This is a genomic window from Bradyrhizobium sp. UFLA05-112 (assembly GCF_053572325.1).
Window position 1 is genome coordinate 74,299 of record NZ_JBANBK010000006.1, and the last position, 19,634, is coordinate 93,932.

A 19,634-nucleotide genomic window follows, 5' to 3' on the forward strand; every position below is an offset into this window, starting at 1 on the left:
ATAACTATTACACACGATCTATATTTTGACAAGTCGCGGACGCGGCGCAGCGCCCTTGGCGATGCGACGCAGAGCAGAGACCCAAGGTGCGGTCTTCAAAGACAGGGCACCGGCTCTGTAGCGCATCACCATAGCGGGTCGAAGACGCGCGTGGACGCGCGTTTGGTGCTGCGCCGCGTCCGGGGCACGGGATTGTGCCGAGATGTTCAGTTTACCTGGCGCAGCCGATCCATTCGGCCGACGCATCGTCGTCCAGCCGCGCCATGGCCTCGGCGCGGCGCATCAGCACGGCGCGCTGGTTGATATAGCCCTTGTCGGTGATCTCGCCGCCGTCGACCGACGGCGGCTCGGCCAGCAGCAGCGCACGCGTGGCGTGGCCGGAGGAATTTGCGCCTTGCGCCTTCAACTTCGCGAGCCCCTGCGCGATCGCGCTCCTCACCTTGTCGTGGCCGAGCACCTCGCTCACGGCGGCTGTATCCGAAAGCCCCGCATGCGCACGGCAGACCGGAATGTTGGGAAATACCAGGAAGCGCACCTCATCGCCGCCGTGGCCGGTGACGACGATGTCTTGCGCCAGGGGCGCGAGCGCGGTAATGCCCGCGACGCGCAAGGTGCCGACGCTGACCCAGGTACCGGAGTTGAGCTTGAAGTCCTCGGCGACACGGCCATCGAAGAACAGGCCGCGCTCGGGGCGGGCGCTATCGGCGAATTTCACGGCATCGCCGATGAGGTAAAACCCCTCCTCGTCGAAGGCCTGCTTTGTCAGGTCCGGGGCTTTCCAATACCCTGGCGTGACATTCGGCCCGCGCACGCGCACCTCCAGCTTGTCACCGGAGGTGACGAGTTTGAGCTCGGTGCCCGGGATCGGGACGCCGATATTGCCGGAGCGTTCGGCGAGGAAGTGGCAATCGGTCGCGAGCGGCGAGGTTTCAGTCGAGCCCCAGGCCGACACCATGGCCAGCGCGCGACCGACGGTCGCGATCGAGAGCTCCTCGAGTGCATCCCAGAGATTCTGTGGCAGCGCCGCGCCGGCGTAGAAGGCGAATTTGACCTCGCCGAAGAAACGCCGCCGCAATTCCTCGTCGCTGCGCAGCGCCGAGATCAGCATGTCGAAACCGCGCGGCACGTTGAAATAGACCGTCGGCATCACGCTTTTCAGATTGGCAAGCGACGTCGCGAACAAGCCAGGCGCCGGCTTGCCGCCGTCGATATAGAGCGAGCCGCCATTGCGCAGCACGAGATTGAAATTGTGGTTGGCGCCGAACGTATGGCTCCAGGGCAACCAGTCCAGGATCACGAGGTCGCCGCCTTGCGCGAGAAAGGTCCAGGTCTGCGCCTTGGCCTGCTGGCTCGAGGTCAGCATGCGCTGGGTGTTGATCACCGCCTTGGGCGTGCCCGTCGAGCCCGAGGTGAACAGGAATTTTGCGATCGTGTCCGGCGTCAGTGCGGCGAAAGCTTTGGCGACGTCGGCAGTTTCCGGCGTCGCGGCGAGGGCGCGGAAGGACAACGCCTCAGTGTCGTCGGGATTGCCGCTGACGATCTCCGCCTGATGCAACGGCCTGATCGCCGCGAGCGCCGCAGCAAACGGCTTTGTGTCGCTGACATAGACCGCGCCGGGCTGAAGCAGGCCGATCATGCTCTTGAGCTTGTCGAAGTCTTTGGACATCAGCGAATAGGCCGGCGATATCGCGGCCGAGGGCACGCCGACATGCTGGGCAGCCAGCGCAAGCAGCGCATGATCGACGCTGTTGTCGGAGAGGATGACGAGCGGACGCTCGGTGCTCAGGCCTTCCGCGAGGATCCAGGATGCCAGCGAGCGCACCTGCCGCAGCGCCTGCGCGTAGGTGACGGTGGTCCAGGGCGCATCGGGCTTGCCCCGCTCCGCGAGAAAGACTTTGTCCGGCGTTTGCCGCGCCCATTGCTCCAGCCAGTCCCCGATGCAGCGCGCGGCCTCACGCAAGGGCTCGGGCGAGCGCAGCACGATGCTGCCGTCGGCGCGATGCTCGGCGACCGTCTTGGGCGTTGCGAACAGGCTGGAAGCCTCATCGCGTGCGGCGGCCATGGTCATGGGTCGTCCTCCTGGCCAGCGGCCTCGTGCGGGCCGCTTTGGCGATAATGTTGGGCAGCACCAGTGCCATGTCGAGGAGAGGATCGGCAAGGCAAACGGGGAGACCAGCGATCTGCTCAAAACTTGAGCAGATGCACGCACCCGGGCGTTACCCACGCACCACTGCCGGCGGGCGCTTATTCTCGTAACTGCATGATCTTTCGGTAATATCCGGATCAGGCGACCTGCCCGGATTGTGTACACAATGGCACATCGTTTGCTTCACGCCTGATGAGGATTCGTTGCCGGAGTTTTTTATTGCCATGGGGGCTGACCAGCCAGAGACGGTCGCCGCGATTCTAGCCGCGCATCGCGCGGGCGCGATGACGCCGGCGCAGACGATCGCACGCAGCTATCAGCGCATCCGCAACTGTGGCGATGATGCCGTCTTCATCAGCCTGCGCGACGAGAAGGACGCGATTGCGGAAGCCGAGAAGCTCGCAGCGCGAAAGGATGCGGCAGGCCTGCCGCTCTACGGCGTGCCGGTCGCGGTGAAGGACAATATCGACGCGCTGGGCTTTCCGACCACCGCCGCCTGCCCGGCTTTCTCCTACACGCCGACACATGACTCCACCGCCGTCGAGCGCCTGCGCGCTGCCGGCGCCATCATCATCGGCAAGACCAATCTCGATCAGTTCGCAACCGGCCTCGTCGGCGTGCGCTCGCCTTACGGCATTCCTAAAAATCCGATCCGCGAGGATCTCATTCCCGGCGGGTCGAGCTCGGGGTCGGCAACGGCCGTCGGCGCCGGCCTCGTGCCGCTCTCGCTCGGCACCGACACCGCAGGAAGTGGCCGCGTGCCGGCGATGCTCAACAATATCGTCGGGCTGAAGCCGAGCCTCGGCATGATCTCGACCGCAGGCCTCGTGCCCGCATGCCGCACGCTCGACTGCATTTCGGTCTTCGCCTTGACGGTGGACGATGCCGCGCTCGCGCTCTCCGTGATGGCGGGGCCGGACCAGGCCGATCCGTTCTCGCGCGACCGGCCGCTCGGCGCCATCACGCCGTTCCCGGCCAACGTTCGTCTGGGCATACCGCGCAACGGGCAACTGATCTTCTTCGGCGACAAGAAATCGGAGGCTGCCTATGGCGAGGCCTTGAAGCGCTGGACGGCGCTCGGCGCCGTTCTCGTCGAGTTCGACCTCGAGCCGTTCTACGAGACCGCGCGGCTGCTCTATGAGGGACCTTGGGTCGCCGAGCGTTATCTCGTGATCCGCAATCTCCTCGCCTCCGCGCCAGATGCGATCCATCCGGTGACGCGCGAGATCACCGCCGCCGGTGCGCGGCTCACCGCGGCCGAGACCTTCTCCGCGCTCTACCGCCTGCAAGGGCTGCGCAAGATCGCTGAGCGCGCCTTCGCGCATCTGGACGCGCTCGTGCTGCCGACGGCGCCGACCGTTTATTCGACCGCGCAGGTGCTCGCCAATCCGATCGAGCTCAATAGCCGGCTCGGCACCTACACCAATTTCGTCAACCTGCTCGATCTCTGCGGCCTGGCGCTACCGGCATCGATGCGACCCGATGGCGCGCCGTTCGGCATCACGCTGCTCGCACCTGCTGGTCGCGATGGATTCCTTGCGAGCATTGGCCGCGTGTTCCACGCCGACACAAAGCTCAGCATCGGCGCGAAGGGCATTGCGCAAGCACCGCTCGCTCCGCTGCCGGCCAACAGCGCCGACGAGATTCCGATTGCCGTGGTCGGCGCGCATCTGTCCGGCATGACGCTGAACGGCGAGTTGAGGGCGCTGAATGCTCGACTGATCGAAGTAACGAAGACGGCGCCGGACTACAAACTCTACGCACTCGACACGACGCCACCAAAGCCCGGAATGCTGCGCGTCGAAGCCGGCAAGGGGGCCGCGATCGAGCTGGAGATCTGGTCCTTGTCGGCGCCGGCCTTCGGCAAGTTCGTCAACGCGATCCCGCCGCCGCTGTCGGTCGGCAGCATCAGGCTCGCCGACGGCCGCAGCGTGAAAGGCTTCATCGTGGAGCCGGAGGCGCTGGGCGCAGCGCGCGACATCACGAACTACGGCGGCTGGCGCGCGTATATGGCGGAAGTGGCGACAGTGTAGCTATCTCTCGTAGGGTGGGCAAAGCGAAGCGTGCCCACCATTGGTACCGCGAGAAAAGTGGTGGGCACGGCGCTGCGCGCCTTTGCCCACCCTACGACATCACACCGACACCGCGTAGATCTCATACTCCCCGCGCACCAGCTCGATATGCGCGCGCATGGCGGCGGCGGCGCCTTGCTTGTCGCCGCGCATGATGGCGACGACGACGCGATCGTGCTCGGCCTGCGACTTTGCGAGACGGCCGAGATTGCGGAACTGGGCGCGGCGGAACGGCTGCACGCGCACGCGAGTGGCGAGCGTGATTTCGGCGATGTAGCCGTTCTGCGAGCCGGCATAGATCGCATTGTGGAAGCGCTCGTTGACCTCGTGGAATCGTTCCGGATTGCCGGTATAGCTCAGCACCCGCAGCTCCTCGTGAATGGCTTCCAGACCATGGCGCTCGCCCGCCGACATCCGCTCGGCCGCAAGTCCGGCGCACAAGGCTTCCAGCTCCGCCATCGCCTCGAACATGCTCGTCAGCCGCTCGATCGAGGGCTGCGCCACCACCGCGCCGCGATGGGCGCGCGCCTCGACGAGGCCACTTGCCACGAGCTGACGCAGCGCTTCGCGCACCGGCGTGCGCGAGACGTTGAAGCGTCGCGCGATATCGGTCTCATCCAGCGGCGCACCTGGCGGCAACGTGCCGCGCACGATCTCGTCCGCGAGCTGAAGCCGCAGCTCCTCGGCGCGCGTGACCTTCTCCACCGAAGGCAGCGGCCGGTCAACGCGCGGCACCATCGTCTCAGGCGGCGGGGCTCCGGGCGGAAGGTCGTCAAGCGTCATGCGATCAGGTCTCTTTCGGCTCGTCGATGATGCTGACATGGGCGGCGACGACGCGCCAGCCCTCGGGGAAGCGGACCCAGGTCTGCATCTGCCGGCCGACCCGGCCCGGCATGGTGTCGCGATAGAACAGCGTTGAGGCGACCGCCGTATCGCGGCCGTAGCTGGTGATCACGGTTTTCGCGGTACGGCGGTTCAACCCGACCGGCGAGCGCGCGGCGCGAAAGCCGGAGATTGCCTCATAGCCGTAAAGGTTCTCGCCGATGCCATAGCGCAGCGTGCGCGGGTCATCGCGGAACAGCTCGCCGAGCACGGCGACGTCGTTGGTGACCAGCGCTTTCTCGTAGCGTTCGAACGCCGCTGTGACTTCCACGATCACGTCGGGGAGATCGATCTCCATCTCAAATCCCTCTCGGCGACGGCGCAGATACAACGCCCATCCGTTCCAACGCGTGCGCGACGCGCAGCGCAATGTCCTCGCGCCAGGGCGCGGCGATGATCTGCACGCCGATCGGCAACGGCTCGAGCGGCACCGGCACGGCAACCACGGGCAGGCCGATGAAGGAGATCGGCTGGGTGTGGACCCCGATATTGGCGCGCACGGGCAACTCGACGCCATCGAGCTTGAACGTCACCTGCCCGAGCTTTGGCGCCGTGCAGGGTGTCGCCGGCGCGAGCAGCACGTCGACCGATTTGAAGATCTCGGCGAGTTGCGCGCGATACCAGCGGCGGAATTTTTGCGCGCGGTCGACCAGCGTCGCAGGCACCATGGCGCCCGCGATCAGCCGGTCGCGGACCGCGGGATCGAAATCGTTCGGACGCCTGCGCAAGCGATCGAGATGCAGCGATGCCCCCTCGGTCGTGGTGATGACATAGGCGGCCGCGCGGGCCCGCGCGGCCTCGGGAATGTCGATCACTTGCGTCGCGCCGAGCGCCTTGGCCACGCGGCTGACCGCCTCGACAGCTTCAGGAAATACGTTCTTCTGGAAATAGCCGCCGGCGATCGCGATGCGCAGGCCGGAGGTCGGTTCGGACAACAGCGGCATCACCGGCTGGACCGGCCGCATGGTGCAAGCGGCATCGTCGGCATCCGGCCCCTGCATCGCGTCATAGGCGAGCGCAAGATCGGTGACCGAGCGCGCGAACGGGCCGAGATGATCGAGGCTCGCAACGAACGGGAAGGAGCGCGCCCGCGATAGCCGGCCATAGGTCGGCTTCAGGCCAAAGATGCCGCAGAAGGACGACGGCACGCGGATCGAGCCGTTGGTGTCCGAGCCCAGCGCGATCGGCACCAGCGCGCCGCCGACGGCGCTGCCGGAGCCACCGGAGGAACCGCCGCTCATCCGCGTCGTGTCGTGCGGATTGCGCGAGGGGCCGTCATGAACGTTCTCGCCGGTGAAGTCGTAGGCGTACTCGCCCATGTTGAGCGCGCCGACCAGCACGGCGCCGGCCGCTTCCATCCGCTCGATCAGCGTGGCATCGCGCGCGGCGGGTGCGCGGTCGCGGTTGATCTTCGAGCCGGCGCGCGTCGGCAGGCCCGCGACGTCGAACAGGTTCTTCACCGCGAACGGGACACCTGCGAGCGGGCCGACCTTTCTGCCGGCCGCGATGTCGGCATCGATCGCGCGCGCTTTGGCGCGGGCGCGATCGGCAGTGACGTCGGTGAAGGAATTGAGGATCGTGTCATGCTGCTTGATGCGGGCGAGCGCTGCTTCAGTCGCGGCGAGCGCGGACAGTTTGCCGCCTGTCACCGCCCTGGCGATGTCCGCAGCCGTCACTTCAGGAGCTGTCGTCATGGCAGCATCAGGCGGTGAACACGGGCGCCGGCTCGGTCTCGTCCGGCAGCGCGAATTCGTCGACGAGGCGGGCGAGCCGCAGCGACACGTCCAAGTTGGCGCGAATGGCCGGCCTCCAGGCCTCCTCGATCGGCAACGCCAGTGCTTGCGCGACGGCGTCGATATAGTCGTCCAGCGGCTCGGCCATCACGCTCCCAAAAAGGCTCTCAGTGCACCGGCAACGGCGGATGCGGGATCGCCGTCAACAGCTCCTTGGTGTAGTCGTCCTGCGGATCGCCGAGGACTTTTTCGGAAGTCCCCTCTTCGACGATTCGACCCGTCCGCATTACAATGACACGATCGCACAACAGGCGCACTACATTCAAATCATGCGAGACGAACAGGTAGCTCATCCCTAGCCGCGCCTTGAGATCCTGGAGCAGGTTCAGCACCACCGCCTGGACCGAGACGTCGAGCGCCGCTGTGGGTTCGTCCAGGATGACGAGCCTTGGATGCAGCGCAATCGCGCGGGCGATGCCGACGCGGGCCTTCTGTCCCCCCGACAATTGATGCGGGAAGCGATCGAGCAGATCGTGCGGCAGGCCGACCATGGTCGCGAGCTCCTCGCAGCGCGCCCGTAAGCCATCGCGTCCCCTGATGTCGCCAAGTTGCATTAGCGGGTCCGCGATGGCGCGGGCCGCGGTGAAGCGCGGATTGAGGCTGTCGGTCGGGTCCTGGAACACCATCTGGATGCGGCTGCGCAACGGCAGGCGCGCAAAGGCGCTCGGCATGACGCTGCCGATCTCCTCGCCGTCGAACTGGATACGACCGGAGGTTTGGTCCAGGAGCCGCATCACCATCATCGACGTCGTCGATTTGCCGCAGCCGGACTCGCCGACCAGGCCAACGCTCTCGCCATGGCGAATCGAGAAGCTGATGCCGTCGACCGCACGGAACATCTCGGGTTCCACCGGTGGCTTGCGGCCGAACAGTTTTCCGAGCAGGGCGGTCGCGCCCTGGCGCGGGTATTCCTTGACGAGCTTGTCGACGAGGAGGAGGGGCTTGGTTGCGTCGACACTCGCCGGAGCCGGAGCTGCCTCAACAGCCACGGCGCTTGTGACGGCCGGCGCAATCGCCGTCTCGTCGTCAGGCAGCAGATCCCTGAGCGACACGCCGACCCGCGGCGTCGCACGCATCAGCTTGCGCGTGTAGGGGTGCTGCGGGCTCGCGAAGATGTCGGCGGCCTTGGCGGTTTCGACCACCCTGCCCTTCTCCATCACCACGACGCGGTCGCAATAGGCGGCTGCCAATCCCAGATCGTGCGTGATCAGGATCGTCGACATCGCACGCCGCTTGGTCAGCTCGACGATCAGATCCATCACCGCCTTCTGGGTGGTGACGTCGAGACCGGTGGTCGGCTCGTCGGCGATCAGGAGCTGCGGATTGCAGGCGAGCGCGAGCGCGATGACGACGCGCTGGCACATGCCGCCCGAGAGCTCGAACGGATAAGCGTGGTAGCGCTCACGCGGACGGGCGATCTTGACCTGCTCCAGTGCCGCGATCGCCTTTTCGCCGTGACCTGTGACCTGCGCTTGCTGCACATGGGTGCGCAGCACGTCCTCGATCTGATCACCGACCTTGCGGATCGGATTCAGTGCCGCGCGCGGGTTCTGAAAAATCATCGAGACTTCGCGGCCGCGCAGGTCGCGCATCTGGTCTTCGGATGCGGCCTTCACGTCAATGCCGGAGAACATCACCGAGCCCTCGGCGATCTTGCCGGCGCGGTCGAGGATGCGCATCACGGCATATGACGTCACCGACTTGCCCGAGCCGGACTCGCCGACGATCGCCAGCGTCTCGCCCTTGGCGACGGAGATGTTGACGTGCTGCACCGCCTTCACGATGCCGCGGCGGGTGGTGAATTCGACCGTGAGGTCCCGGACGTCGAGCAGCGGCTGGGCGGTCATGAATGCCTCCGCGCGGGGGCGCTGACCAAAAACCTCGAAAACAACCCCATGCACAGTAGAATGACATTGGATTCATTGGAGAATTTTGGTCGGGAATCCGCGTGTGAGGCGGGCAAAGCTGTCTCATTCGCTCCCCCCTTGTGGGGTCCGAGGCGAGCGAAGCTCGCTCTCGAGGGCAGGGAGGGGCGTCGCCACGAATTCTGATCTCGCCCGGGGCTGCCCCCCTCCCCAACCCTCCCCCGCAACGGGGGAGGGAGCACAGCGGTGTACTTGGAAACAGTCATCGTTCACGTCCTCCGCTGCGGGTCGACGATGTCGCGCAGGCCGTCGCCGAGCAGGTTGAAGCAGAACACGGCGAGCATCAGCGCAAGGCCCGGGAACAGCGCGATCCACCACTCACCTGACACCATGAAGCCCGCGCCCTCGGCGACCATGATGCCCCACTCCGCCGTCGGCGGACGCACGCCGAGGCCGATGAAGGACAGGCCGGCGGCATTGAGGATCGCGTAGCCCATGGTCAGCGACATCTGCACGGTCATGATCGGCATGATGTTGGGCAGGATGTGCACCAGGAGGATGCGGAATTCGCCGTTGCCGGAGAGACGCGCCGCCTGCACGAAGCCGGCATTGCGGCGGACGTTCGCTTCGGCGCGCGCGACGCGCGCATAGAGCGGAAAGTTGACGATGGCTGTGGCGAGGATGATGTTCTGCACGGTGTTGCCCAGCGCAGCGACGATACCCATGGCGAGCACGAACAACGGGAAGGCCATGATGGTGTCGGCGATGCGGCCGACGATGCGATCGGTCCAGCCGCCGAAATAACCGGCCGCAATGCCGGCGAGGCCTCCCATCAGAAACACCAGCGCGACGGAGGCGATCGCGATGAACGTATCGAGCCGGGTCGCCACGATGACGCGGCTGAAGATGTCGCGGCCGAGCTGATCGGTGCCGAACCAGTGCGCCATCGACGGTGGCTTTAGCGCGGCAGCAGTATCGGACGCGAGCGGATCGTAGGGCACCACATAGGGACCGAAGATCGCGGCAACGAGGATCAGGATCAGGAGCGCGAAGGCAAAGCCCGTGACCTTGTTCTCGCCAAGGACGTAGCGGGTCTGCTCGAGGATCGCTGATAGTCCCGAGGTCCGGGCGGGCCCCACGGGCTCAACAGCAGGCGCAACGGAACTCATAACCTCACCCCTGGAGCTTTATGACTTTGAGCTGAACCGACGACCCGCCACCTCGCTTCGCCTCTCCCGCTTGCGGGAGAGGTCGCGCTCAACGGGTCGCGCCGAAGGCGCGCCCGATGACAGGCCCCGGCGCGGGTGAGGGCTCTCTCCTCTTGGGGGTTCTCGATTGCGGAGACACCCTCTCCCCAACCCTCCCCCGCAAGCGGGGGAGGGAGCGCACCGTCCTCGCGACGCACCGGACGTAATCTCATGATGCGCTACCCTTCCAGCCGCACGCGTGGATCGATTACCCCGTAGAGAATGTCGATCACGAGATTCAAAAGCACGTACATGACCGCCATGGTCAGCACGAATCCCTGCACCGGCGCGAAGTCCGACGAGATCAGCGCTTCCACCGCATAGGAGCCGATGCCGGGCCACGCGAAGACCTTCTCCACCAGCACGTTGGCGCCCAGCAGGAAGGAGAACACCATGCTCAGCGTGGTGATGACGGGCAGCATCGCGTTGCGGAATGCGTAGGTGACGATCACGGTGCCAGGGGCCAGGCCGCTGGCGCGCGCGGTGCGGACGAATTCGCTAGCGAGCACCGCGAGCATCGAGGCGCGCGTCATTCGCGCGATCGGCGCCAGCGAGAAGATCGCAAGCGTGGTCGCGGGCAGGATGAGTTGACTGAGGGAAGAACGAAAAGCCTCGAAATCGCGCGCGATCAGCGTGTCGATCAGATAGAAGCCGGTGATCGTAGGCGGCGCGCTATAGAACACATCCAGGCGACCGAGCGGCGCCGGCGACCAGCCGAGCTGGAAATAGAAGACATAGACCAGCACGAGGCCGGTGAAGAACACCGGCAGCGACACGCCGGCCGTCGTCGTCACCCGACAGAGATGGTCAATCCATGATCCCGGCCGGGTCGCGGCGAGCACGCCGAGCGGAATGGCGATGGCGATCGAGACGATGAGGCCGAGCAGTGTCAGTTCGGCGGAGGCCGGCAGGCGATTGCGGATCTCGGTCGCAACCGGCTGGCCGGTCGTCAGCGAATTGCCGAAATCACCATGCGCGAGATCATTGGCGTAGTGGAAGAACTGCTCGATCAGCGGCTTGTCGAAGCCGAGCTTCTTGCGGATCTGCTCGACGGCCTCTTTCGTCGCGGCGGGTCCTGCGAAATAGGCGGCGGGATCACCCGGGAGCGCGCGCGTCAGCAGGAAGGTGACGATGACGACGCCGATCAGCGAGGGAATCGCGAACATCAGTCGCTTGCCGATCATGCTCAGCATGACGCCTCACCCCTTCGCCATCGCGCGATAATCGAGCCTGCGGTGGAACCAGTATTGATAGCCGGAGATGTTCTTCTGCATCGCGACGTTGACGAAGGGCTGGTACAGCGGAATGCGCGGCACCTCGGCGTAGGCAAGATCGACGAAACCCTTCACGTCGACATCGTAAGCCGCCTTGTCGCCGCTGGCGGCGGCAGTGCGCGCGCCATCGATGAGCTTGTCCATCTCGGCCGACTTGTAGCTCATGGTGTTGAAGACGGAATTGTTGCCGTGATAGCACCAGTAGAAGAAGTACTCGGGGTAATCGAGCCAGCCCGAGAACACGTTGGTGAAGAGCGGCATCTCCTTCTTGTTCAGCTCGGTGCGCCAGTTGGCGCCGGGCACCTTGTTGATGGTGGTCTTGATGCCGAGTTGCGCGAGGCTCTCCTGCACCAGGACGCAGAGCGGCTCGTTGACCCCTGCGAAGTTGAGATCGAACGAGATCGTCGTCTCGAAGCCGTTGGCGTAGCCGGCTTCTGCGAGCAGCGCCTTCGCCTTCTCCATGTCGGTCGCGTATTTGTGCGGCTGCGGCCAGGCGACCTCCGTCGCCTTGTCGGCGCCCGCACCGAACATGGGATTGCCGAGCCCGAACAGCACGGCGTCCATGATCTTCTGGTACGGCATCGCATAGGCCATCGCCTGCCGAACCTTCACATTGTCGAAGGGCGGCTTGGTCACGTTCATGCCGATGTACTGGATGCCGTTGGAGAATGGCAGCGACACCACGTTGAGCTTGCCGTTCGCCTTCATCTCCTGGAAGTCCTTGAACGGCAGCTCGTAGGAGATGTCGGCGTCGCCGCGCTCGAGCAGCGCCCGGCGATTGCCGGCCTGCGGCACCATGCGCCAGATCACGCGCTTGATCTTCGGCAAGGGGCCGCCGACCCACTCCTCGTTGCGCTCCATGATGACTTCGGTGCCGGCCGTCCACTTCGTCACCTTGTAGGCGCCGGAGCCGGCGGTCTGCTGCTTGGTGTATTCAAGGCCCCAGGGGTCCTTCTCGCTCGCGTTCTTCTTCACGAGCTCCGAATTGACGATGCAGGGCACGATGACGGCGAGATCGGGAATCGTCAGACGGTCTTTCTTCGCGAAATCCACGCGCACGGTGGTATCGTCGACCACGACGAACTGCTCGGGCTTGGTCAGCGAGCCCGCGCTCATCTGGAAGGTCGGAAAGCCGCCAACGCTGACGGCGCGGTCGAGCGACCACTTCACGTCCTTGGCGGTGACCGGTGTGCCGTCGTGGAATTTGGCGTTCTTCTTGAGCTTGAAGGTGACCGACATGTCGTCGATCTTCATGTCGTCGGCGAGCTCGCCCTTGAACTTGTCGCGATCGTAATAGGGCACCCCGCCCGGACCGCTCTTCATCTCGTGGCTGATCAGGCGGTCGTAGCAATTCCAGGACACTTCATAGCCGGGCACGTTGGTGCCGACGCCGTGGATGTCGAGATTGTTGGGCCCGCCTTCGGAGACGATCAGCAACGTCTCGGAGCGCGCATCGGCCTTGGCCTGGGAGATCACATGAGGCGCAGCCGGGAGCACCGTGCCGGCAGCCAATCCAGAGACGGATTTCAGGAAATCGCGACGCTTCATGGCAATGCTCCAACGCGAAAAGGTTTCTGGTTGGAACAGCAGTCGCAAGGTTCGTGCCAAAGCTTAACGAGACGCTAAGATATGGATAACCAACTGATATAACATAGAAATTCGTAAAATTTCGCATTCCGTGGGCTGGTCTATCGCCAATTCGATTGCATACAAAGAACCTGATCAGCCCATTAAATAGGCCGATTCTACCAACGCCTCCGGATTAAGCAGACTAAGTAGAGGATGGGTTTGATTGCCTGGTCGCGGGCTCGCTTCATCTCTGCCGCTAGCGGGGAGGTCGGCGCGAAGCGCCGGGTCGGGGCTCTCTCCACATTGAGAGTCTCGATTGCGGAGAAACCCTCACCCCCAGCCCTCCCCCGCAAGCGGGGGAGGGAGCGCACCGTCCTTATGGCTCGCAAGCAGAATTGGCCAGATCCCTCGTTACCGCTCCGGGCTGGCGCGCTCGAACTGTCGGAGCAGCTTGTTGCCGCGCTCGACGGCCGAATCCAGCGCGGCCTGGGCGCCCTTCTTGCCGGCAAAGGCCTGCTCCAGCTCATCCTCGATGACGCCGCGGATCAGCACGAAGGAGCCGAGGCGGATGCCCTTCGAGTTTTCCGTCGGCGGATGCAGCGTGATCTCCTCGAAGGAGATCGCGCTGCCCGGGTTGCGCTCGTAGAAGCCCTGCGCGCGGGTCAGCTCGAAGGCGGCGCGGGTAATCGGCAGGTAGCCCGTGTTCTGGTGCCAGGCCGCCTGCACGCCCGGCTGCGACAGATAGGCGAAGAACCGCGCCACGCCCTTGTACTCGTTGCGCGGGCGGTCGCGCAGCACCCATAGCGTGGCGCCGCCGATGATCGAGTTCTGCGGCGCGCCCTTCACGTCGGGCCAATACGGCATCATGCCGTAGCCGACATCGAACTTCGAATTGGCCTTGATGTCGGCGCGCGTGCCGGAGGAGCCGATGAAGATGCCGCATTCGCCGTTCTGGAAACGCGGCTCGGCCGATTGGCCGCGGCCGCTATAGTCGAACACCCTGTCCTTCTGCCACTCGGCAAGCTCAGCGACATGGTGCACGACGACCGGGTTGTTGATCCTCAATTCTGCATCCAACCCGGCAAAGCCGTTCGCCCTGGTCGCCAGCGGCAGATCGTGAAACGCCGAGAAATTCTCGACATGAATCCAGGACGGCCACGACGTGGTGAAGCCGCAGGCGGCCCCGCGCTCCCGCAGGCGCTTTGCGGCAGCCGCGAGCTCTGGCCAGGTCTTTGGCGGCGTCTCCGGATCGAGGCCGGCGTCACGGAACATGGTTTTGTTGTAGTAAAGGATCGGCGTCGAGGCGTTGAACGGGAATGACAGCAGATTGCCGGCTGCGTCCGTGTAATAGCCCGAGACGGCCGGAAGATAGGCGTCGGGCGAGAACGGTTCGTTCTGATCCTGCATCAGGCTGAACACCGGGTAGATCGCGCCCTTGGCCGCGGTCATGGTGGCGGTCGCCACCTCGTTGACCTGGACGATCGCCGGCTGGCCGCGCGAGCGGAAGGCGAAGATCGCCGCCGTCACCGTCTCGGTGTAGTTGCCCTTGTAGCTCGGCACGATCCGGTAGTCGGATTGCGAGGCGTTGAAGTCGGAGACGAGCTTGTCCAGTTGCCGGCCGAGCTCGCCGGACATCGCGTGCCAGAGCTGGATGTCGGTCGCGGCGCGGGCCGGCGAGGCCAGGACAATCTGCACCAAGGCGAAGGCCGCTGTGACTGCGACGGTCTGCAAAAGACGCAAGGCTCTAACCACCATCGTTCATCCCGTCTTGCGCGAACAAAAGGCGACGACTTCTGCCCCTGCACCTGCTTAAGGCGAGGCATGGCAGGTTTCAATCGGGAAGAAGAACCGGCCGCGCTGCACAATCGGCCCGTTTGCCGATCGCAGCAGGATAGCCTTCCCCTGACCTTCTGCTAGATTGCATTGAACCTTTTCTTCCCGCCTTAGACTCCATCACTGAGGGGTTGAGTGTGCCAGTGTTGAGCCGTGCCGAACTCTCGCGGACCGGGGTGATTTTCGTCGTGCTCTTGTTCGCGATGTGCGCGACGGGGGCGTTTGCGCGCGAGTTTCGCGCCGCCGACACCCAGGCCGAGGATTACCCGACCGTCCAGGCGCTGCGTTACATGGGCGCCCTGATCGCGGAACGCACTGGCGGCCGGCATGAGGTCAAGGTGTTTCACTCCCGCCAACTCGGCGAGGAGAAGGAGACGATCGAGCAGACAAGGGTCGGCGCGATCGACCTCAACCGGACCAACGTGGCGCTGATCGGCAACTTCGTCCCGTCGATGAATGTGCTCGCCATGCCATTCCTGTTCCGCTCCATCGAGCACATGCAGAAAGTGCTGGACGGGCCGATCGGCCGCGAGATCCTCGGCAGCTTCGAGCCTTTCGGCTTCGTGGGCCTTGCGTTCTACGATTCCGGCGCGCGGTCGATCTACAACGGCGTCCGGCCGGTGAAGAGCTTGGCCGACCTCAGGGGCTTGCGGATCCGCGTGCAGCAGTCGGAGTTGATGTCGGCGATGATCCGCTCGCTCGGCGCCGAGCCGATCGAATTGCCCTATGGGCAGGTGCTCACAGGGCTCGCGACTCATCTGATTGACGGCGCTGAAAACAACTGGCCGTCCTTCGTCACCACGGACCATTACAAATATGCCGGCTATTACACGCTGACCGAACACACGATGAGCCCGGAGGTGCTGGTGATCTCGCTAAAAGCGTGGCGAAGCCTGTCGGCGGAGGACCAGCGGGTCTTCCGCGAGGCCGCGCTGCGCTCCAGCCACTTCATGCGCGAGAAGTGGCGTGACCTGGAGGAGCAGTCACAGCGCAAGGCACAGGCCGCCGGCGTCACCGTGGTCAAGGATATCGACCGCAAGCCGTTCGAGGACGCGATGGCGGGGATCTACGCCAAGGCCGCGCAGGACCCTGCCGCAGCCGAGCTGATCGAACGTATTCGCAAGGTGGAGTGAGGCCTCTTGGCAGCGCTTGGATACAGCGAGCAGAAGGAAAGGCCGCCCGGCCCGGTCGGACGCTTGCGCGCCCGTATCGTCGGCGTGCTGCGCGCCGTCCCGATCCGCTGGCGCATCCTGTCGATCGCTGCGCTGAACTCCGCCGTGGTCGTGGTGCTGGTGGCGATGATCTGGAACGGGGCGCAGGTGCTGGCCTCGGCCTGGGACGATCTGCGCCAGGTGCGCGAGTCCGACAAGATCCTGGCGCTGCTCGAAAGCGAGACCGGGCGCCTGCAAAACCTCATCCACCGCTACATCAACCAGCCGAGCCCGGACCTGTTCGCCGAGATCCTGCTGCTGCGCGAGGCCGTGCTGGGCACGCTGACCAACCGCGCCGCCAAGGACCCGATGCTGTCGGGCTCGGTCGAGGAGCTCGAGCGCACCACCGAGCGCTTCCTCAACGGTTTTGGCGAATTGCGCAGCGTGCAGGCGACCATCGCCAAGACCTATGAGGACCAGGTGCTGGGACCCGCCAAGGACATGGCCGGGCTCTATTCCATCATCGAAGGCGCCACCGGCCATCGCGACGCGCTGATCTGGCCCTCGCTCGGCAAGTCCCGCGAGGCCTTCACCGCCATGCTGGTCGCGGCCAATTCCTACTATCTCTCGCTGGCGTCGGCCTCCGCCGAGGACGCCCGCCGCAACACCGAGACGATCGAGAAGACCATCCCTGTGATGAGGGATCTCGCCGACAACGATCTCCAGCGGATGGCGCTGGAGCGCCTCGCCACCCGCACCTCGGCGCTGCGCGAGGGATTTGCAAACCTCTCCGAGCAGCTCACGAGTCGCACCGAGCTCTTGCGCAACACCATCGACGCGAGCCAGGCGGAGGCGATCGGCGCCATCGACGACCTCTCGACCAAGATGCGCCAGCGCGAGCAGCGGGCGCAGGAGACCTTCGACCGCACGCTGTCGGAGATTTCGCGGCGGGTGCTGTCGATCGCCGTGATCTTCCTCGGCATCATCCTCACCGTCGGCGTGCTCATCGCGCTGTCGATCCGGCTACCCCTGCAACAGATCATGACCGCGATGCGGGCGATCACGATCGGCGATCTCGACCGCGAGGTGCAGGGCATCAAGGCACGCGACGAGGTCGGCGCCATGGCGCGCGCGGTGGAGGTATTCCGCGAGAACGCGATCGCCAAGCGCAAGACCGAGGACGAGTTGCGCGCATCGAAGGAGAAGGCCGAGAGCGCGCTCCTCGAGCTCAACACCGCGCAGCAGAACCTGATCGACGCCGAGCGGCTTGCCGCGCTCGGCGGCCTGGTTGCGGGCGTCGCCCACGAGGTCAACAACCCCATCGGCATCAGCCTCACGGTTGCTTCCAGTTTTGCCCGGCGCAGCGAGATCTTCGAGGCGCAGCTCAAAGGCGATGGCGGCCTGCGCCGCTCGCAGCTGGAGGAATTCGTGCAGTCCTCGCGCGACGCCTCGCAGCAACTCGTCGCCAACCTCACGCGCGCCGGCGAGCTGATCCAGTCGTTCAAGCAGGTCGCGGTCGACCGCTCCCATGCCGAGCGGCGACAGTTCAGCTTGAGCGAGGCCACCGACCAGATCATCGCCAGCTTGCGCCCGGTGCTGAAGCGCTCGCCGATCACGCTCAACGTCGACGTGCCCGAGGGGCTGCTGCTCGACGGCTATCCCGGCTCCTATGGCCAGATCCTGACCAACCTGTTCCTCAACGCCGCCAACCACGCCTTCGCCGACGGCCGCGCCGGCACCATCTCGATCTCGGCACGGCCTCGCGGGTCTGACGACATCGAGATCAGCTTTGCCGACGACGGCGCCGGCATGACGCCGGACGTGCAGCGGCAGGCCTTTGACCCTTTCTTTACCACCCGGCGCAATGAAGGCGGCACGGGTCTCGGCCTCCATATCGTCTATAACCTGGTTACCCAGCAGCTCGGCGGCCGGATGATGCTGGAATCCAAGCTGGGACAAGGCACCACTTTTCGCATTATCATGCCCCGGGTCGCCAAGGGCGGCGCGCAAAGCACAGAGACTGACGGGACTTCTCAATGGCCGAACAGGACGATGTCCTCCACCTGATCGACGACACCGCCACCGCGGCGGAGGATACGACTGCGCGGAAGTGGAAGATCGCCGTCATTGACGACGATCCGGCCGTGCACGACGGCACGCGCTTTGCGCTCTCCGACTACAGCCTGAACGGCCAGGGTCTCGAAATCCTCTCCGCCTATTCGGCGACGGAGGGCCGCAAGCTGATGCGTGAGCACAACGACATCGCCGCCGTGCTGCTCGACGTCATCATGGAGACCGATGTCGCGGGGCTCGAGCTCGTCGAATTCATCCGCAACGAGGTTCGCAACGAGACCGTCCGCATCATCCTGCGCACGGGACAGCCGGGTCAGGCGCCGGAGCGACGCGTCATCGTCCAGTACGACATCAACGACTACAAGGCGAAGACCGAGCTCACCGCCGACAAGCTGTTCACCTCGCTGACTGCGGCGCTGCGCTCCTATCAACAGCTCGAGCGCATGGTGCAGACGAGGCGCGGGCTCGAGATCATCATCGACGCCGCCTCCACCCTCTACGACTTCAAGTCGATGCAGCGGCTCGCCGAGGGCGTGCTGACGCAGCTCGCCTCGCTGCTCAACGTCGACTGCGCCGGTATTTTGGTGCTGCGCGACAACGGCGGTACGGCCGGCGCCGAGCTGTCGGTGCTGGCCGGCTCCGGCTGCTACAGCCGCTTCATCGGCACCACCACGTCGAAAGCGCTCGACCCCGATCTGCGCGCGCTCGTGGAAGCCGCCTTCCAGCGCCGCAAGAACGAGTTCGCCGACCATCGCAGCGTGATCTATCTGCGCACCGGCAGCGGCCGCGAGGTCGTGGTGCTCTTGCAGGCCGAGCGCGAGCTCTCGGAAACCGACCGCTCGCTGGTCGAGATCTTCTCCAGCCGGCTCTCGATCGCCTTCGACAACGTAATCCTTTATCAGCAGCTGCAGGACGCCAATACCCAGCTCGAGGACCGTGTGGCCCAGCGCACCCGGGCCTTGATGCAGGCCAACCGGCGCCTCTCCGCGCAGTGGCTGCGGCTCCAGCGCGCCAACGGCTTCAAGAACGAGATTCTCGGCACCGTCGCTCATGACTTGAAGAATCCGCTCGGTGTCATTCTGGGCCGCACCGAGATGCTGAAGGAGCTAATCACCACGGGCGCCTCGAGCGGCGGCGTCATCGCCCAGGTCGATCACATCCGTGATGCGACCAAACGCCTGACCACGATGGTCGATCACCTGATCTCGGACGCAATGGCAGACGCTTTCGACATCACGATCCGCCGCGAGCCGGTTGACGTCGCATCCCTGGTGCAGGAGGTCGCCGAGGCCAACCAGCCGCTCGCCGTCAACAAGCAGCAGACCATCAGCGTCACCGCCCCCGCCAACATCGTCACCATGTGCGACACCGACCGGATCCGCGAGGCGATCGACAATTTGATCAGCAATGCGATCAAATACAGTCCGATCGGCGGCAAGATCAACGTGACCGTCACGCATGAGGGCAACGACACCGTCATTCGCGTCAACGACGAGGGCGCGGGCCTCTCGCCGGAGGATTTGGGCCGTCTTTTCGGCCGATTCCAGCGACTTTCCGCAAAACCGACCGCGGGCGAGAGCTCGACAGGCCTTGGGCTTTCGATCGTCAAGCGTATTATCGACATGCATGGCGGCGAGGTGACCGCCGCCAGCGGCGGCCCCGGCAAGGGCTCGACCTTCACCATCACTTTACCCGCGACCGAAATGCCATAGTTTGAGTGCCAGGATCT

The 19,634-nt window shown here is 65.0% G+C and carries 14 protein-coding genes; 4 read left to right on the top strand and 10 right to left on the bottom strand.

Annotation, left to right across the window (positions count from 1 at the left end):
* Positions 1-211: 211 nt before the first annotated feature.
* Positions 212-2,068, bottom strand: a complete 1,857-nt coding sequence (locus tag SO180_RS05335; protein WP_449377769.1) for a feruloyl-CoA synthase — start codon at positions 2,066-2,068, stop codon at positions 212-214.
* A 302-nt stretch (positions 2,069-2,370) separates the two neighbouring features.
* On the opposite strand from SO180_RS05335, the gene atzF reads away from it, so the two are divergent.
* Complete coding sequence (gene atzF / locus SO180_RS05340; protein WP_449377840.1) at positions 2,371-4,179, top strand: allophanate hydrolase; 1,809 nt, start codon at positions 2,371-2,373, stop codon at positions 4,177-4,179.
* Positions 4,180-4,278: 99 nt separating this feature from the next.
* On the opposite strand, the gene SO180_RS05345 is transcribed toward atzF, so the two are convergent.
* From SO180_RS05345 to ugpB, 9 genes are all read right to left on the bottom strand, one after another.
* The gene (locus SO180_RS05345) at positions 4,279-5,001 is read right to left on the bottom strand and encodes a GntR family transcriptional regulator (RefSeq protein ID WP_449377770.1); all 723 of its coding nucleotides are present in this window, start codon (positions 4,999-5,001) and stop codon (positions 4,279-4,281) included.
* Between the two features lie 4 nt (positions 5,002-5,005).
* Positions 5,006-5,398: an oxalurate catabolism protein HpxZ gene (hpxZ, locus tag SO180_RS05350; protein ID WP_449377771.1), complete on the bottom strand. Its 393-nt coding sequence runs from the start codon at positions 5,396-5,398 to the stop codon at positions 5,006-5,008.
* A gap of 1 nt (position 5,399) precedes the next feature.
* Positions 5,400-6,794, bottom strand: coding sequence for an AtzE family amidohydrolase (locus tag SO180_RS05355; protein WP_449377772.1), 1,395 nt, complete (start codon positions 6,792-6,794; stop codon positions 5,400-5,402).
* 7 nt (positions 6,795-6,801) lie between these two features.
* The gene (locus tag SO180_RS05360) at positions 6,802-6,981 is read right to left on the bottom strand and encodes a DUF4089 domain-containing protein (RefSeq protein ID WP_449377773.1); all 180 of its coding nucleotides are present in this window, start codon (positions 6,979-6,981) and stop codon (positions 6,802-6,804) included.
* Positions 6,982-7,000: 19 nt separating this feature from the next.
* A complete protein-coding gene (locus SO180_RS05365; RefSeq protein WP_449377774.1) occupies positions 7,001-8,740 on the bottom strand; it encodes a dipeptide ABC transporter ATP-binding protein in 1,740 nt (579 codons plus the stop codon).
* A gap of 287 nt (positions 8,741-9,027) precedes the next feature.
* Entirely contained in the window at positions 9,028-9,927 is a 900-nt protein-coding gene (locus tag SO180_RS05370; RefSeq protein ID WP_449377775.1) for an ABC transporter permease, read from the bottom strand.
* A gap of 257 nt (positions 9,928-10,184) precedes the next feature.
* Positions 10,185-11,198 (bottom strand): ABC transporter permease, encoded by a 1,014-nt coding sequence (locus tag SO180_RS05375; RefSeq protein WP_449377776.1) that lies wholly within the window; start codon positions 11,196-11,198, stop codon positions 10,185-10,187.
* A 6-nt stretch (positions 11,199-11,204) separates the two neighbouring features.
* Positions 11,205-12,827, bottom strand: a complete 1,623-nt coding sequence (locus tag SO180_RS05380; RefSeq protein WP_449377777.1) for an ABC transporter substrate-binding protein — start codon at positions 12,825-12,827, stop codon at positions 11,205-11,207.
* 432 nt (positions 12,828-13,259) lie between these two features.
* Positions 13,260-14,603 (bottom strand): sn-glycerol-3-phosphate ABC transporter substrate-binding protein UgpB, encoded by a 1,344-nt coding sequence (gene ugpB / locus SO180_RS05385; protein WP_449377778.1) that lies wholly within the window; start codon positions 14,601-14,603, stop codon positions 13,260-13,262.
* 215 nt (positions 14,604-14,818) lie between these two features.
* On the opposite strand from ugpB, the gene SO180_RS05390 reads away from it, so the two are divergent.
* From SO180_RS05390 to SO180_RS05400, 3 genes are read left to right on the top strand one after another with little or no spacing between them, the layout of a single operon-like run.
* Positions 14,819-15,814, top strand: a complete 996-nt coding sequence (locus SO180_RS05390) for a TRAP transporter substrate-binding protein (protein WP_449377779.1) — start codon at positions 14,819-14,821, stop codon at positions 15,812-15,814.
* Positions 15,815-15,820: 6 nt separating this feature from the next.
* Entirely contained in the window at positions 15,821-17,899 is a 2,079-nt protein-coding gene (locus tag SO180_RS05395) for a sensor histidine kinase (protein ID WP_449377780.1), read from the top strand.
* Entirely contained in the window at positions 17,869-19,617 is a 1,749-nt protein-coding gene (locus SO180_RS05400; protein WP_449377781.1) for an ATP-binding response regulator, read from the top strand. Before SO180_RS05395 ends, SO180_RS05400 begins: the two co-directional genes overlap by 31 nt.
* Positions 19,618-19,634: the final 17 nt, after the last annotated feature.

Coding starts and splice junctions, on each gene's coding strand:
- SO180_RS05335 (WP_449377769.1), bottom strand. CDS start 2,068: ATGACCATGGCCGCCGCACGCGATGAGGCTTCCAGCCTGTTCGCAACG.
- atzF (WP_449377840.1), top strand. CDS start 2,371: ATGGGGGCTGACCAGCCAGAGACGGTCGCCGCGATTCTAGCCGCGCAT.
- SO180_RS05345 (WP_449377770.1), bottom strand. CDS start 5,001: ATGACGCTTGACGACCTTCCGCCCGGAGCCCCGCCGCCTGAGACGATG.
- hpxZ (WP_449377771.1), bottom strand. CDS start 5,398: ATGGAGATCGATCTCCCCGACGTGATCGTGGAAGTCACAGCGGCGTTC.
- SO180_RS05355 (WP_449377772.1), bottom strand. CDS start 6,794: ATGACGACAGCTCCTGAAGTGACGGCTGCGGACATCGCCAGGGCGGTG.
- SO180_RS05360 (WP_449377773.1), bottom strand. CDS start 6,981: ATGGCCGAGCCGCTGGACGACTATATCGACGCCGTCGCGCAAGCACTG.
- SO180_RS05365 (WP_449377774.1), bottom strand. CDS start 8,740: ATGACCGCCCAGCCGCTGCTCGACGTCCGGGACCTCACGGTCGAATTC.
- SO180_RS05370 (WP_449377775.1), bottom strand. CDS start 9,927: ATGAGTTCCGTTGCGCCTGCTGTTGAGCCCGTGGGGCCCGCCCGGACC.
- SO180_RS05375 (WP_449377776.1), bottom strand. CDS start 11,198: ATGCTGAGCATGATCGGCAAGCGACTGATGTTCGCGATTCCCTCGCTG.
- SO180_RS05380 (WP_449377777.1), bottom strand. CDS start 12,827: ATGAAGCGTCGCGATTTCCTGAAATCCGTCTCTGGATTGGCTGCCGGC.
- ugpB (WP_449377778.1), bottom strand. CDS start 14,603: ATGGTGGTTAGAGCCTTGCGTCTTTTGCAGACCGTCGCAGTCACAGCG.
- SO180_RS05400 (WP_449377781.1), top strand. CDS start 17,869: ATGGCCGAACAGGACGATGTCCTCCACCTGATCGACGACACCGCCACC.